Raw genomic sequence first — 14,569 nt, 5'->3', positions numbered from 1 at the left:
ACCATTAAAAAACTACATGAAACATGAAAAAACAGTTCAGTTCCTTACTCGTTTTACTGACGCTGGCCTACAGCGGCCTCGCACAGGAAAAATTCTCCTTTGCATTCTTTACGGATCTTCACATGAATAAAAATCCGAAGGCAAAGACCTTTGACGGCTTGAAGATGGCCATTGAGCACGTGGGGTCGACCGGAGTGGATTTCGTGATGACCGGGGGCGACAATGTAGATGTGGATGGCATGAAAGCCGACCGGCGAGCCGATGCCGTACAGCTCTACCAGGAATATAAAGACATGATCGGCACCTCTTCGCTGAAATGGTACTACACCATCGGCAACCACGACCGGTACTGGGGCGACGGCGATAAGGGCGGTGCTTATGGAGAGACCCTGTTTAAGTCCTTCTTTGGCGATACCTATTATACCTTCGACCACAAAGGATGGCGGTTCATCGTGCTCAACAGCACCGAAGTATGCGACGGCAACTATTGCCTTAGCGATGCGCAGTTCCAATGGCTCCAGTCGGTACTGGCCAGTACCCCCGCCGAGCAACCCATCATCGTATCCACGCACGTGCCCTTCCTGTCGCTGTACTATCCGGTATTGGAAGGACGGTACACAGATACCGATACCTTCGTGAACCAGAAGCAGGCGTTTGACCTGTTCAGCGGCCACAAGCTGAAGCTCGTGCTCCAGGGCCATCAGCACCTCTACGAAGAAATCAACGTGAAAGGCGTACAGTTCATCACCGCGGGAGCCATCAGTGCCAGCTGGTGGAGCGGATCCTTCCACGGTACGGAAGAAGGCTATCTGAAGGTCACGACCGATGGCGATGACTTCAACTGGGAATATGTTGATTACGGGTGGACAGTCGATCAGGTAAACAAATAACAACAAAAGAAACGATGATGAGATGTTATGATTTGCCGCGTCAGCGGACATCGATCCTGGGGATATTGCTGGTGCTGATTACCTTCAGCGCCTGTCAGCAACAATCATCCGAGCAGCGGCAACGGAAGGTGCTGTTTGCCATTGTAGATGGCATTCCAGCCGATGTCATCGAGCGGGTAAACACCCCGTGGATAGACAGCATTGCGGCCGTAGGCGGCTATGCACGTGCATATACCGGCGGCGAAAAAGATGGATACTCGCAGTCGCCCACGATTTCCGCCGTATGCTATACGCACTTTATCACCGGTACGTGGACCCACAAGCACAATGTGTGGGATAATGCAATCGACTCCATCAACTACCATTATCCCACCTTCTTCTGGTACCTCAAGCAACAGCATCCCGAAAAGAAGATCGGAATCTATTCCACTTGGGAGGATAACCGCACGAAGCTCATCGGAGAAGGGAAGCCCGAAACCGGCAACATCAAGATGGATTTTTACAAGGACGGGTATGAGCTGGATACCGTGGCATTTCCCCACGATCCGAAAGGCGTCTTCTACGACCTGATCGACGAGCATGTATCGAAAGAAGCCGCTCAATCCATCCGCCAAGACGCGCCGGATCTCTCATGGGTATACCTGCAGTACACCGACAACATCGGTCACGGCTACGGCGATAGTCCACAGATGGACAGCGCTGTGGTCAAAGCCGACAACCAAGTGGGGCGGCTGTGGCAAGCCGTCCAATACCGCGAGAAAACATTCAACGAAGATTGGCTGGTGTATATCGTGACCGATCATGGTCGCGACGACAAAGGCTTCCACCATGGCGGACAGACCCCCCGCGAGCGCGGCATCTGGCTGGCCACCAATGATAAAAACCTGAACGTCCATTTCCGCGAAGACGAGCCGGCCGCAGTGGATTTGCTGCCCACGGTATTGCGTTTCCTCGACGTAGAAGCACCGCGCGAATACCGGTTTGAGTGGGACGGTATTCCCTTGTCAGGCGAGGTGTCCCACCGGTTTACCCAGGCAACGGTGGCGGGAGACAGCTTGCAACTGGCGTGGAAACCCTTCAAAGCAGACGGAGCGCTGACGGTATGGCTTAGCACAACCAACAATCACAAAACCGGTGGAAAAGATGAATACATCTCGTTGGGAGAAGTGGCGTTGGCCGATGGGAATGCAACACTGGACATCAGCCAGTACCCGTCGGACTTTTATAAGGTCGTATTGGAATCTGACCTGCATACCAGTAGTCGGTGGATGGATAAAGCCGAGAAGGCACGATAACAGCGTTTCGGCACCTGCCAAATTTTGTCAGCGGAGTATCGGGGAATAACTAATTATTTTAGTAATTTTGTCTTTCATTGAAGTTTAGACAATGAAAGACTGCAGCGAACGGCACATTGTGCATTGCGACCTGGATACCTTCTTCGTATCGGTGGAGCGCCTGCGCAATCGCGAACTGCTGGGCAAGCCGGTATTGGTAGGCGGCAGCAGCGGCAGGGGAGTGGTGGCTTCCTGTTCGTACGAAGCCCGGCGGTACGGCGTGCATTCGGCCATGCCGGTGAAGCAGGCACTACGATTGTGCCCCCACGCGGTGGTGGTAAAGGGTAGTCATGACCTATACAGCCAGTATTCGAACATGGTTACCGAAATCATCGAGCGCTGCGCGCCCGTTGTGGAAAAGGCATCCATTGACGAACACTATCTCGACATCACGGGGATGGACCGGTTTTTCGGCTGCTGGAAATGGACGCGCGAACTGCGGCAGCGCATCATGCGGGAGACGGGATTGCCGGTGTCATTCGGGCTTTCGACGAGCAAAACGGTGAGCAAGATTGCCACCGGGGAAGCCAAACCCTGTGGGGAACGTAAAATAGATGCCGGCCTTGAAAAAGCGTTCCTGGCGCCGTTGACCGTCGACAAGATCCCGATGGTGGGCGATAAAGCCGCCGCCCGGCTGCGCCATCTGGGCATCACCCATATCCACATGCTTCAGCAGCTGGAGCTAGACAACCTCAAAAAGGTATTGGGTGAAAACGGGGTTGGTATCTGGAAGAAAGCAAACGGCATCGACAGCAGCCCGGTTGTCCCGTTCCGCGAGCAAAAGAGCGTATCCACAGAGACGACGTTTCATGAAGATACCATGGATATGGATCGCTTGAAACGGACGCTGATCGGCATGGTGGATGAGCTGGCTTTCGACTTGCGGCGGCACCAGAAGCTCGCAGGCTGTGTGACCCTGAAAATCAGATACAGCGATTTCGATACGCATACCATGCAGACCCGCATGCCGTATACCCATTCTGAGCGGGCTATCTTCGCCAGGGTCATGGCCCTGTTTGCCAAGCTGTATGCGGGCAGGATGCTGATCCGGTTGGTCGGGGTGAAGCTTTCGCACCTCATTTCCGGGGATTTGCAGATCGATTTATTTCATGATACGGTGGAAGAGATCAATCTGATGACGGCGATGGACCGTATCCGGATGAGGTATGGGACCGATGCGGTAAAGCGGGGGGTAATGTAAAGACTATTTACACCGACGCCGGCCTATCTGCTGCCGGACCGCTGCCAGACCGCCGCGCGTGAATTGGCTTCCTGCCTGCTGTCAACTGGCTGTCCGCCGGGTGTTTTTCGCACCCTTACAGTAAGGTGACCGCACCCTGATAGCCAGCTGACTACCCGATGATGCACCGCCGTTTGGCGTTGGCCCCCATGCACGCCTCCATCTACTGCCCATGCTTCCAATAGATGACGATGTCCGGCATGATGCAGTTTTACGCTGTGGCATCCATCAGCCGGTAATCGCCATTTTCTTTCGGCTCTGGCCGGCCAATGGCGATGTTGGTGGAATGGTACATGAGGAAGATCCAGCCTTCAATGCTGCCTTGCTCCCAGTACTGCTGGCGCAGGGCCATGGACTTGCGGCCGTCGTAATCGTATTTGGCGGCAAACTGCCGGAAAAATTGTTCGGGCTCGGGCGCTTCGTCGCCGCCGAAGAAGTAGTGCTCGCCGCCGCTGTGGATATGGAATACCTGATGGTGGGGCGTGTGGCCGCCCGATAGCTCGTAACGAATCTCATTGGTCAACACCCCATCTCCCGACACGAGCAGCAAGTTGCCGCTCCGCTGGAGGACGTCAAAAATCTCGGTTCGGTACGAATCGGACTTGCCGCTGTAGGCATCCTCCCATTCGCCCGCTTGCACCACGTACTCTGCATCGGGGAAGGCTAGGCGGAGCCGCCCGTTGCTGTCTGCCACCATGCCGCCTGCATGGTCTTTATGCAAATGAGAGAGCAGCACGTACCGCACGTCTGCGGGGTCGAACCCTGCCTTGCGGATGTTGTCATGCAATTGCAGGTCGCCATCATCGTCGGCGAAACCGATGCCGGTATCGAGGAGCAGCAGCCCGTCCCCGGACTCGACCAGGAATGGGTGTACATGGATGAATAGCGATCCCGGACGGTCTTTTTTACTGTCTTTGGAGGCGTCAAACGGAACGAACTTTTTGGATGAATCGACGGAAAATGAACCTTCGAATAAGGAATGTGCCTGCATGTTTTTATCTTTACCGCTTCGTAGTGCACAAACTTAGATAAATTTGCCTTTTCATAGAGGAAACATATGCAAAAAAGATGGGCAATCGCTTCTTGTAGCAACCTGGCGGCATCGCAACGGCTCCGTGGGGAACTAGGCGTAGAAGCTGTGCTGGCTGATTTGCTGGTGAATCGGGGCGTGGAAAGCTTCGAGTATGCCCGTCGGTTTTTCCGTCCGGATCTGTCATTGCTGCACGATCCATTCCTCATGCGCGATATGGACCGGGCGATCGACCGTATCGAGCGGGCAATAGGCAATAAGGAGAAGGTGTTGGTCTATGGCGACTATGACGTGGATGGTACCACCGCCGTGGCGGTGGTGTACAGTTTTTTCAGGCAGTTTCACTCCCGGCTGGAGTTTTACCTGCCCGACCGCTATGCCGAGGGGTATGGCATATCCACCCAGGGCATTGACTATGCCGCGGAAAACGGTTTTACACTCATTATTGCGTTGGATTGCGGCATCAAATCGCTGGACAAGATCGCTTACGCCAACGAGCGCGGCATCGATTTTATCATCGGCGACCATCACCTCCCCGGCGATCGCCTGCCGGAGGCGGTGGCGGTGCTGGATCCCAAACGCCCGGATTGTGCTTACCCGTATAAGGAACTGGCGGGGTGTGGTATCGGCTTTAAGATCATCCAAGCCTTTATCCAGAAAAACAACATGGACATCAACCAGTGCTATCAGTACCTGGATCTGGTGGCCGTGGGCATCGCTTCGGATATGGTGCCGATCACCGGTGAAAACCGGATACTCGCGCACTTTGGGCTACAGAAGCTCAATAGCAACCCTTGCTGCGGGCTGCAATCACTCATCGACCTATCGACGCATAAGAGCGGCCGGTTTACGGTCAATGACATCGTTTTTCAGATTGGTCCGCGTATCAATGCCGCGGGGAGGATAGACCATGCCAAGGATGCGGTGAAGCTGCTGATATCCAAGTCGCTGCATGAAGCCGCGGTGTATAGCAGCAGCATCGATGAGCAAAATTCGCAGCGGAAGGATTTTGACCTGCGCATCACCGAGGAAGCGCTGGCCATCATCGATGGCGATGAGGTGTTGCAGCAGCGGAACTCAACCGTGGTATTCAGGCCCGACTGGCATAAGGGTGTCATCGGCATCGTGGCGACCCGCCTGACGGAGAAATACTACCGCCCCACGGTGGTGCTCACGCAAACAAACGGACACGTATCAGGCTCCGCCCGCTCGGTGGTGGGATTTGACCTGTATGGAGCGCTGAGCGCTTGCAGCGACCTGCTTGACCAGTTTGGCGGGCATAAATACGCGGCGGGCCTCACCATGAAGCCCGAAAATGTGGCACTGTTTGAACAGCGTTTTGAAGAAGTGGTATCGGCCAGTATCTTGCCGGGTATGCTCGAGCGCGAGATCGTGATCGATGCGGTACTGCGATTATCGGATATCAATGCCAAATTTTTCCGTATTTTGCAGCAGTTTGAGCCATTTGGTCCGCAGAATGAAACGCCATTGTTTTTGAGCAAACAGGTTTACAGCTGCGGACAGGCCATGGTGGTGGGTGGAAGCCACCTCAAGATGACCGTGATGCAGGAGGGTACCGCCGCGTTTGATTGTATCGCATTCGGGCTGGGAAGCTATGCAGCCTTGGTCAACAGCGGCAAACCCATTGATATCTGCTATGCCATCGAGGAGAATGTATGGCGTGATAAACGGAGAATCCAATTGAATGTAAAGGACATTAGGTTGCAATGATCTTAAAAGCAGAACACCTCATCAAGAAATATCGGCAGCGCACGGTGGTAAACGACGTGTCGTTTGACGTGTCGCAGGGGGAGATCGTAGGGTTGCTGGGACCGAATGGTGCTGGCAAGACGACATCGTTCTACATGATTGTAGGGCTCATCAAACCCAATGAAGGCCATGTATACCTCGATGGCGAGGAGATCACAGAAGACCCGATGTACCGCAGGGCACAACGGGGCATTGGCTACCTCGCGCAAGAGGCATCGGTATTCCGCAAGCTTTCGGTGGAAAATAACATCATGGCGGTATTGGAAATCCATTATAAGGATAAAGCCGAGCGAAAAGAGAAATTGGAGGAACTGCTGGCGGAGTTCAGCCTTAATCGGGTGCGCAAGAATCGGGGCGACCTGCTGTCGGGCGGCGAACGCCGCCGTACGGAAATTGCCCGGGCATTGGCCGCCAACCCTCATTTCATCCTGCTGGATGAGCCCTTTGCAGGGGTAGACCCTATTGCGGTAGAGGAGATCCAGACCATCGTTTCTAAACTCAAGCACCGCAACATTGGTATCCTGATCACCGACCACAACGTGCAGGAAACGCTATCGATAACGGATCGGGCTTATCTGCTTACCGAAGGCAAGATCATGCTTGCCGGTACGCCCGAGGAAATCGCCGTGAATGAGATGGCCAGGAAGTTTTACCTGGGACGCAATTTTGAGCTACGAAGAAAGAAGCTTTAATATGGCCCTCTTCAATTCGATATTCACGTGGATCATGAAAAAGCGCATTCACCAGATTGAGCTCTTCATGAAGTATCCGCATGAGGTGCAGGAAGAGTGGTTCCAAAGCCTTATCTCCACGGCCGAGGCCACGGAATGGGGGAAGAAGTACGATTACAACTCCATTCTTACGCCTGAAATTTTCAAGGAACGGGTACCCATACAGGACTACAATAGCCTGAAACCATATATCGACCGGATGATCAAGGGTGAACAGAATGTCCTGTGGCCGTCTGACATCAAGTGGTTTGCCAAATCATCGGGTACAACGGCAGATCGCAGCAAGTTTATCCCCGTAAGCGAAGAAGCGCTGGAAGACTGCCATTTCCAAGGAGGCAAAGACATGCTTTCGGTGTACTGTCACAACCGGCCCAACACGAAGATCCTGACCGGTAAGGCGGTGATCTTAGGGGGAAGTTCGCAGATCAACAGCTTCAACTCCGATTCGTATTATGGCGACTTGTCGTCTATCATCATCCGAAACCTTCCTTTTTGGGCCGAATTTAACCGGACGCCCGACCTGGAGACGACGCTGAACCCTAATTTTGAGGAGAAAATTGAAAATGTGGCCCAGCTGACCATCCGGGAAAACGTGACCAACATCTCGGGTGTGCCGACGTGGAATGTGGTACTGGCTAAGCGTATCCTCGAAATCACGGGCAAGGAAAACCTCTTGGAGGTATGGCCCAACCTCGAATTTTACAGCCATGGCGGGGTCAGTTTCAAGCCCTATCGCGAGCAGTTCAAGAAGCTCATCCCTTCGGACGAGATGTACTACCTGGAAAATTACAATGCCTCGGAAGGATATTTCGCCCTGCAGGACCAATCGGATTCGGATGATCTTTTGCTCATGCTTGATTATGGCATTTACTATGAGTTTCTGCCGATGGAAAACCTGCATGATGAACATCCCCGGACACTGGGCCTCCACGAGGTGGAACTCGGTAAAAACTACGCGCTGATCATCTCCACCAATGCGGGTTTATGGCGTTACCTATTGGGCGATACGATCAAGTTTGTCAGCCTGCACCCTTACCGTATCCAGATTACCGGGCGCACCAAACAGTATATCAATACCTTTGGCGAGGAACTCATCGTGGATAATGCTGATCATGCGCTGGAGCGGGCCTGCGCAGAGACAGGGGCGTCTATACGCGACTACACTGCCGGTCCGGTTTATTTCAAGGGAGATGACGCGGGGGCGCATGAGTGGGTTATTGAGTTTGAAGTGCAGCCGGATGATTTCGATGCCTTCTGCAAGGTATTGGATGCCACGTTGCGCGAAGTCAACTCGGATTATGATGCCAAGCGGTTCAACAACCTGGCGCTGCGCTTCCCGATCATTCACCTGGCGCCGGATGGAACTTTCTACCGCTGGATGAAGTCGCGCGGAAAATTGGGCGGCCAAAATAAGGTGCCGCGGCTGGCCAATGAGCGTGCCTACCTGGACGATATTTTGAAGCAACTGAAGGCAACATAAGCCTTTTACGGTTCCTTATCCGTAACTTTGTAGCCTTATGGCAAATATCATCGCAATAGTAGGACGGCCGAACGTGGGGAAATCCACGTTGTACAACCGGCTGACGGAAAGCCGCAAGGCGATCGTGGACGACTTCAGTGGGGTGACACGCGACCGGCATTACGGACAGGGCGAGTGGATCGGAAAGAAATTTACGGTGGTGGATACCGGCGGGTATGTGCATGGGTCCGAAGATGTGTTCGAATCGGCTATCCGTGAGCAGGTGCTCATCGCCATCGAGGAGGCGTCTGTCATCCTCTTTTTGGTGGATGTGACCACCGGTATCACCGACCTGGACGATGCCATTGCAGATGTGCTGCGCCGCAGCAAAAAGCCGGTATTTGTAGTCGTCAATAAGGTAGATCACCCGCTACTGCAGCAGGAGGCCAGCATTTTTTATAGCTTTGGACTGGGCGAAATCTACCCGATATCGTCCATGACCGGTTCGGGTACGGGTGAGCTGCTCGATGAGGTGGTGACCCATTTCCAGCAGGAAGAGGAGTACGAAGACGAACGCCCGAAGTATGCCATTGTGGGTAGGCCAAATGTGGGCAAGTCTTCCATGATCAATGCACTCATCGGCAAAGATCGGAACATCGTGACCCCCATAGCGGGTACCACACGCGATTCCATCGGTATCCATTATAATCAATACGGACACGATTTTATCCTCATTGACACCGCCGGTCTGCGCCGTAAGACCAAGGTGAAGGAGAATATCGAGTTTTACTCGGTGATGCGTACCATCAAGGCATTGGAAGAATCGGATGTGGTGATCCTCATGCTGGATGCCACCGAAGGGATAGAGGCGCAAGACATCAATATTTTTCACCTTGCCGAAAAGAACCGCAAAGGGGTCGTCATTTTGGTCAACAAATGGGACCTGATCGAGAAAAACCACAAGACGACCAAGGTATTTGAGGAACTGATCCGTGAAAAAATTGCGCCTTTTACCGATGTGCCCATCGTCTTCACGTCGGTCACCGAGAAACAACGGATTTTCAAAGCGATAGAGGCGGCGACCAAGGTGTATGAAAATAAGGTAAAGAAAGTGTCGACCTCGAAGTTGAATGACGTGATGCTGCCCATCATTGAACATAATCCGCCTCCGGCTACTAAGGGCAAGTATATCAAAATCAAATACGCCACGCAGGTAGGGGGCAAGTCGCCGATGTTTGCCTTTTTCTGCAACCTGCCGCAGTACATTAAAGAGCCTTATAAGCGCTTCGTAGAAAATAAGCTGCGCGAAAACTTTGATTTTGAAGGGGTGCCCGTGGAGGTGTATTTCCGGCAGAAATAAATTCGTATTTTCGCGCCCATGGATAACCGTTTGGTTCTTTACAATACGTTAACAAGAAAAAAAGAGAAGTTCGAACCGCTGAATCCGCCTTTCGTGGGGATGTATGTCTGCGGTCCCACGGTGTACAGCGATGTGCACTTAGGCAACTGCCGCACGTTTGTATCCTTTGACCTGATCTTCCGGTACCTGCTTCATCTGGGCTACAAGGTGCGTTACGTGCGTAACATCACCGATGCGGGCCACTTGGAAGGCGACCGCGACGAGGGGGAGGACAAATTTGCAAAGAAGGCCAAATTGGAGCAACTGGAGCCCATGGAGATTGTACAGAAGTACACCCTGGGATTCCATGAGGTATTGCGACTCTTCAACACCTTGCCGCCAAGTATTGAACCCACCGCTACCGGCCATATTTCCGAGCAGATCGAGATGGTCAAACGGATCATCGATCAAGGATATGCATATGTCGCGAATGGCACCGTGTACTTCGACGTGGAGAAATATGTGAAGGAATACGACTATACCATCCTCACGAACCGCAAGCTGGAGGATATGCTCAACAACACGCGCGAGTTGAATGGACAGGATGAAAAGCGGGGCAGGCTCGATTTCGCGCTGTGGATTAAAGCGAAGCCTGAGCACATCATGCGTTGGCCCTCGCCCTGGAGCGTAGGCTTCCCCGGATGGCACATCGAGTGCTCGGCGATGAGCAGCAAGTACCTCGGCGACCAATTCGATATCCACGGGGGCGGGATGGACCTTGCCGCTACGCACCATACCAATGAGATTGCGCAGTCGCAGGCCTGCAACCATACGCAGCCCGCCAAGTACTGGATGCACACGAATATGCTGACGGTCAATGGCGCCCGCATGTCTAAATCCGCAGGAAACGGTTTCCTGCCCCATGAACTCTTCAGCGGAAGCCATCCCCTGCTGAGCCGTGGATATTCGCCCATGGCGGTCCGGTTTTTCATGTTGCAGGCGCATTACCGGAGTACGCTCGACTTCTCCAACGAGGCGCTGGAAGCTGCCGATAAAGGGTATAAACGGCTCATGAATGCCATGGCGCTGCTGCCCAAGCTGAAGCCAACCGCCAAAAAAGGGGAATCGGATATCGGGGAATTGCAGCAACGTTGCTATACGGCCATGCATGACGATTTTAACAGTCCGGTATTGATCGCGGAGCTGTTTGAGGCCGTGCGCATGATCAACAGCGCGTATGATGGTAAGCTTGCCCTGGATGAGTCGTCGCTAGACGCGTTACGAACGTTGATGCAGCATTTTGTGCATGATGTGCTCGGGCTCGTCGATGACCATACGGGCACAGATGATTTCGAAAAGCTGATGGCGGTCGTCATCGCCCTGCGCAATGACGCCAAGCAAAATAAGGACTATACCGCATCCGATCGCATCAGGGAGGGGTTGAACGCCATCGGTATCCAGCTAAAGGACAGCAAAGACGGCACGCTTTGGAATAAGATTTGATGACACACAACATGATTCGGTACTGTACGTTTGTTTTTTTGATGTTTTTTGCTGCCCATGCCTTTGGACAGGTGATGGGCAAGGTGGGCAGTTTACTGTCGGCGGACCGGGCGGCTGCGAGGCTGTCGGCCACCGAAGGGCCGCATGCCGCATTGCTGTCGGTCGTAGACCGCAACTCTACCTTTTTTACCCCCGCCCCGGTGGATGCATTGGAGCATTTGAACAACCGGCCGAATATCCCCGATGTACTCACCTGGAAGCCGACATTTGCAGCGATCGCCAAGAGCATGGAGTGGGGGGTGACCGCGGGTTCGATGACGTTCCAGCGTGTCGGCGCCATCAAGCGGTATGGAGAGTACCTGACGGTGTGGCGGCGGGATCGCAAAGGCGATTGGAAAATAGACCTTCGGGCGCAGGTGGAGCACAAAGGCGGCGAGACGGAACCCGAACTCGCATATGTCGAACCGGATGATAAAGACTACACCAAGTTTCGCACGAAGGAGCGGATACAGCAGCGGAAGGAGATCGTCAGCAGCAACGACCAATTGCTGTCGGCGGTATTGAAATCCAGCGCGGCCGTGGCGTATGGTGAATTTTTGGCCGATAACGCCCGCTTCTATTTTCCGTGGAAAACACCGATCGTGGGAAAGGAGAACATCCTTGAATTTATCCAGAAACAGGATATGGCCATCCAGGCCAAGTCACTGGTCGCCAACCGCTCCTATAGCGGTGAACTGGCGTATTCGTATGGCACCGCGAAAGTGGCTATGGGAGATGAACAGCTCAACTGCAACTACGTCAGGATTTGGCAACTGCAGCCCGACTTCCAATGGCGTGTCATCGTTGAAATGCTATTTGAAGCGGGGAGCGAAAATCGGCCGTGATCGGAAAGCCCTAATTGCTGCTGGCTACGTCCGCCTTGCTGTCTTCCAACCATATCTGCAGATCGCTACAGTCGTGGTACGCTTCGTTGATATCGATGAACGTCACTTTCCGGCGCCCTTCAAACCACTCACTTAGCTTGCGGTTGATTTTGTCTTCCAGGGCTGCCTCCTTGATTTTGGCAAAGTCCTGCTCCAGATTGGCTTGGTGCGGCGGAGTCCTCGATTTGAGGTACGTAAAGCGGTATCCGATCTTGCCCGTGGGGTCGGTAAATTGCGCCGGTTGCGAGTACCCGCCAACTTGCAGGGTGTCAATGGCCGTAAAAACAGATGCATCCAGTTTATCGGCCGGAATCAGCGTGGTGCGGCTCTGCTGGTTTTCCATGTTGAGCAGCATACCACCGTTGTACTTGGTTTCCTTATTGTCTGAATACAGCGTAGCGGCGTTATAGAAGTCGAGCTTCTTCGAGACCACCTGATTATAGATGGTGTCAATATGTGTTTTAGCCCGCTCCAGGCTGGCTTGCGTGGGTTTGGTCTGGATGAGCACATGCCGTACGCGCACTTCTTCACCACGCCGCTCCAATACCTCTAGGAAATGGAAGCCATGCTCCGACTCGAAGACGGGAGAAAGTTCGCCCGGTTTGAGCCGGAAGGCCACAGCCGAAAACTCTTTTACATAGCGGTCACGGGTACTGAATCCCAGGTCGCCACCATACGGAGCAGACCCCTGATCCTGTGAATAGAGCCGCGCCACAGTGGCAAAGTCGGTGCCGTCTGCTACCTGTTTCCGCAGCTCTTCAGCACGGTCGTGATACTGTTGCTTCTCTTCGCGGGTGAGCTGGGGGTATACGACCAGTTCGCCTACCTCGACTTCGGTATTGAAGTAGGGGAGGCTGTCTTTATCCAGCGACTCGAAATAGCGCTTTACCTCCAAGGGAGTGACGTCGATATCCGTCACGATGTTTTGCTGCATCTTATTGGCCTTCAGCTGCTCATACACGCTGGGGCGCATCTCTTCCTTATACTGAAGGAGCGAACGGTTGAGGAAACGCTCGAGCCGCTCTTGCCCACCCGCTTGGCCCGACATGTAGCGCAACCGGGAGTTGATGTTGTCATCTACCTCGCCCTCGCTTACCTCAATGGAGTCAATAGCAGCCTGCTGAGCTAAGAGTTTTTGGGTAAGCTGCTGTTGGAGAATGTAGCATTTGAAATCGTCATTGGCCTTGTTGCCTTGGGCAAGGTATTGGGCGTATTGCATTTCGATCTCCGATTGCAGAATGATGTTGGACCCCACTACCGCCGCTACCTTATCGATCACTTTCGCTTCTTGGGCCATGGCCCCGCTGGAAGTGCCTACTATCGCCAAAATCAAAAAAATGCAGCTATGTCTACTCATTAGTTATATATTTCGATATTATTTTTGTCCCGCGCATCCGCTACGATGCTTTTTTGCATTTGATCGATCAGATCAATTTTGCGTTTGTTCAAAATCAGGTTGCGGATGCTGCGCTGCACCAATGACAGCGGCGACCGGCTGTCCCTGAATTTTGAGTCGTGCAAAATTATCAGATATAATTCATTATTTTCAATTATTTCGAAAATTCGCCCGATTTGGCGATAATCATCCTCACTGATCTTCGAAAGCGGAATCTTGTTGACCAACTCATCCACGTAATGCCATGTGGTGTCGTAAAGGGCATATTGCGAAGCATACATGGAGCAGTATTTTTCAAGCAGATCGCGTTCTTTTAAATCTTCCGAAAGGAACCACCGCTTTACGCGTTCCTGTTCCGGAGCATCCGGCTTCAGCCGGATATAGGATGTTTTCAGGATGGGTTGCTTGAGGACGAACAATTCTTGGCGCGAATCGTAATATGCCTTGATTTCTTCATCGGTCACCACCGTATCCAGCTTTTGGCTAACCAGACCCTGCTCATATTCATAGACGATGAGGCCATTTTTATACGCTTCCACTTGTTTTTCAAGGTGTTCGGTATTCATGTTGACATTGCGCTGTGCATGGTGCAATAATGCCTGTTGCTGCAACCATTGCTCAATATAAGCCCGTGCAAGCTGGATGCTGTCATCCCCTTTTACCCCGGCTGGCACGACTCCCTGTAGGTCCTCCGGATAGAGGTACCGATCAAACGATCGGGCTACGGGCTTGGGTTTTTCCGGATGACATGCTGCGAACAAAAATGTAAGGATGACAGTAGCCAACACGTATGTCCTAACCATTAGTTTTTTCATTGCACGCGACACCAACCTGCTTATTTCAAATGGCTAATGTACACATTTGCTAATAACACGACTTGGATTTAACCATTTTTAACACATCACCATTGGTTTTTTTGAGATTAATGAGCTTGTTTTTTTAATTAGGTGTTCG

General features: G+C 52.8%; 13 protein-coding genes. 9 read left to right on the top strand and 4 right to left on the bottom strand.

Going from position 1 to position 14,569, the window contains the following annotated elements:
• Positions 1-23: 23 nt before the first annotated feature.
• The 3 genes from ACMGDE_RS01470 (at position 24) to dinB (ending at position 3,425) form a co-directional block, all read left to right on the top strand.
• Positions 24-890, top strand: a complete 867-nt coding sequence (locus ACMGDE_RS01470; protein ID WP_436830973.1) for a metallophosphoesterase family protein — start codon at positions 24-26, stop codon at positions 888-890.
• A gap of 14 nt (positions 891-904) precedes the next feature.
• On the top strand, positions 905-2,185 hold the full coding sequence (locus ACMGDE_RS01465; RefSeq protein WP_436830972.1) for an alkaline phosphatase family protein: 1,281 nt from the start codon (positions 905-907) through the stop codon (positions 2,183-2,185).
• Positions 2,186-2,276: 91 nt separating this feature from the next.
• Positions 2,277-3,425 carry a DNA polymerase IV gene (gene dinB, locus ACMGDE_RS01460; RefSeq protein WP_436830971.1) on the top strand — a complete coding sequence of 383 codons (1,149 nt, stop codon included), beginning with the start codon at positions 2,277-2,279 and terminating at the stop codon, positions 3,423-3,425.
• 23 nt (positions 3,426-3,448) lie between these two features.
• Here the strand turns inward: dinB and ACMGDE_RS01455 are convergent, their stop codons facing one another.
• Positions 3,449-3,646, bottom strand: a complete 198-nt coding sequence (locus ACMGDE_RS01455) for a hypothetical protein (RefSeq protein ID WP_436830970.1) — start codon at positions 3,644-3,646, stop codon at positions 3,449-3,451.
• A 29-nt stretch (positions 3,647-3,675) separates the two neighbouring features.
• Entirely contained in the window at positions 3,676-4,455 is a 780-nt protein-coding gene (locus ACMGDE_RS01450) for an MBL fold metallo-hydrolase (protein WP_436830969.1), read from the bottom strand.
• Between the two features lie 66 nt (positions 4,456-4,521).
• Between ACMGDE_RS01450 and recJ the strand changes: the two genes are divergently transcribed.
• Genes recJ through ACMGDE_RS01420 form a run of 6 tightly spaced genes read left to right on the top strand, consistent with a single transcriptional unit; the run spans position 4,522 to position 12,180 of the window.
• Positions 4,522-6,225: a single-stranded-DNA-specific exonuclease RecJ gene (gene recJ, locus ACMGDE_RS01445; RefSeq protein ID WP_436830968.1), complete on the top strand. Its 1,704-nt coding sequence runs from the start codon at positions 4,522-4,524 to the stop codon at positions 6,223-6,225.
• The gene (lptB, locus tag ACMGDE_RS01440) at positions 6,222-6,956 is read left to right on the top strand and encodes an LPS export ABC transporter ATP-binding protein (RefSeq protein ID WP_436830967.1); all 735 of its coding nucleotides are present in this window, start codon (positions 6,222-6,224) and stop codon (positions 6,954-6,956) included. Before recJ ends, lptB begins: the two co-directional genes overlap by 4 nt.
• A 1-nt stretch (position 6,957) precedes the next feature.
• Positions 6,958-8,475, top strand: coding sequence for a GH3 auxin-responsive promoter family protein (locus tag ACMGDE_RS01435; RefSeq protein WP_436831772.1), 1,518 nt, complete (start codon positions 6,958-6,960; stop codon positions 8,473-8,475).
• 37 nt (positions 8,476-8,512) lie between these two features.
• On the top strand, positions 8,513-9,814 hold the full coding sequence (gene der, locus ACMGDE_RS01430; protein ID WP_436830966.1) for a ribosome biogenesis GTPase Der: 1,302 nt from the start codon (positions 8,513-8,515) through the stop codon (positions 9,812-9,814).
• An 18-nt stretch (positions 9,815-9,832) separates the two neighbouring features.
• On the top strand, positions 9,833-11,296 hold the full coding sequence (cysS, locus tag ACMGDE_RS01425; protein WP_436830965.1) for a cysteine--tRNA ligase: 1,464 nt from the start codon (positions 9,833-9,835) through the stop codon (positions 11,294-11,296).
• A complete protein-coding gene (locus ACMGDE_RS01420; protein ID WP_436830964.1) occupies positions 11,296-12,180 on the top strand; it encodes a Cif family virulence factor in 885 nt (294 codons plus the stop codon). The genes cysS and ACMGDE_RS01420 overlap by 1 nt, the downstream gene beginning before the upstream one ends.
• Positions 12,181-12,190: 10 nt before the next feature.
• On the opposite strand, the gene ACMGDE_RS01415 is transcribed toward ACMGDE_RS01420, so the two are convergent.
• On the bottom strand, positions 12,191-13,576 hold the full coding sequence (locus ACMGDE_RS01415) for a peptidylprolyl isomerase (RefSeq protein ID WP_436830963.1): 1,386 nt from the start codon (positions 13,574-13,576) through the stop codon (positions 12,191-12,193).
• Positions 13,576-14,418: a peptidylprolyl isomerase gene (locus ACMGDE_RS01410; RefSeq protein WP_436830962.1), complete on the bottom strand. Its 843-nt coding sequence runs from the start codon at positions 14,416-14,418 to the stop codon at positions 13,576-13,578. The genes ACMGDE_RS01415 and ACMGDE_RS01410 overlap by 1 nt, the downstream gene beginning before the upstream one ends.
• Positions 14,419-14,569: the final 151 nt, after the last annotated feature.

Source organism: Parapedobacter brassicae (genome assembly GCF_051400755.1).
Lineage (GTDB): Bacteria > Bacteroidota > Bacteroidia > Sphingobacteriales > Sphingobacteriaceae > Parapedobacter.
The sequence above is the reverse complement of the archived record's forward strand: the minus strand, read 5'-3'. Positions and strand labels throughout refer to the sequence as shown.

Coding starts and splice junctions, on each gene's coding strand:
- ACMGDE_RS01450 (WP_436830969.1), bottom strand. CDS start 4,455: ATGCAGGCACATTCCTTATTCGAAGGTTCATTTTCCGTCGATTCATCC.
- cysS (WP_436830965.1), top strand. CDS start 9,833: ATGGATAACCGTTTGGTTCTTTACAATACGTTAACAAGAAAAAAAGAG.
- ACMGDE_RS01465 (WP_436830972.1), top strand. CDS start 905: ATGATGAGATGTTATGATTTGCCGCGTCAGCGGACATCGATCCTGGGG.
- ACMGDE_RS01410 (WP_436830962.1), bottom strand. CDS start 14,418: ATGGTTAGGACATACGTGTTGGCTACTGTCATCCTTACATTTTTGTTC.
- ACMGDE_RS01415 (WP_436830963.1), bottom strand. CDS start 13,576: ATGAGTAGACATAGCTGCATTTTTTTGATTTTGGCGATAGTAGGCACT.
- ACMGDE_RS01420 (WP_436830964.1), top strand. CDS start 11,296: ATGACACACAACATGATTCGGTACTGTACGTTTGTTTTTTTGATGTTT.
- dinB (WP_436830971.1), top strand. CDS start 2,277: ATGAAAGACTGCAGCGAACGGCACATTGTGCATTGCGACCTGGATACC.
- der (WP_436830966.1), top strand. CDS start 8,513: ATGGCAAATATCATCGCAATAGTAGGACGGCCGAACGTGGGGAAATCC.
- lptB (WP_436830967.1), top strand. CDS start 6,222: ATGATCTTAAAAGCAGAACACCTCATCAAGAAATATCGGCAGCGCACG.
- recJ (WP_436830968.1), top strand. CDS start 4,522: ATGCAAAAAAGATGGGCAATCGCTTCTTGTAGCAACCTGGCGGCATCG.
- ACMGDE_RS01435 (WP_436831772.1), top strand. CDS start 6,958: ATGGCCCTCTTCAATTCGATATTCACGTGGATCATGAAAAAGCGCATT.
- ACMGDE_RS01470 (WP_436830973.1), top strand. CDS start 24: ATGAAAAAACAGTTCAGTTCCTTACTCGTTTTACTGACGCTGGCCTAC.